General features: G+C 58.3%; 1 protein-coding gene. It reads left to right on the forward strand.

The annotated features are described in order from the left end of the window. A partial coding sequence (locus tag AZ66_RS29535; RefSeq protein WP_044358247.1) for an AMP-binding protein occupies positions 1-520 on the forward strand: 520 nt, incomplete at both ends.

Genomic DNA, 520 nt, shown 5'->3' on the forward strand with positions numbered 1-520 from the left:
GTCGGCATTCTAGCGATTCTTAAAGCGGGCGGAGCCTACGTGCCTGTCGATCCCGACTACCCGGAGGATCGCATCCGCTTCATGATCGAGGATTCGGGCGCGTCGTTATTGCTGATTCAAAAGCATCTGCACGAGAAGACCGACTTCGCAGGAACGCGCTTCGAATTGGATGATTTTGTTTGGGGCGACAGAGGGGCGGACTCCGAAGATGCACTGGACGCTTCGAACCTGGAGCCGATTTCCGGGCCGAGCAACCTGGCTTATGTCATCTACACGTCGGGAACGACCGGCAGACCGAAAGGAACGCTGATCGAGCATAAGAACGTCGTGCGCCTCCTGTTCAACGACAAGAACCTGTTCGACTTCGGTCCGTCCGACGCGTGGACGCTGTTCCACTCGTTCTGCTTCGATTTCTCCGTCTGGGAGATGTACGGAGCGCTGCTATACGGAGGCAAGCTGGTCATCGTACCGCCGCTGACGGCGAAAAATCCGGCCGAGTTCCTAGCGCTGCTGGGCCGCG

The organism is Paenibacillus sp. E194 (genome assembly GCF_000935845.1).
GTDB lineage: Bacteria > Bacillota > Bacilli > Paenibacillales > Paenibacillaceae > Paenibacillus_B > Paenibacillus_B alvei_B.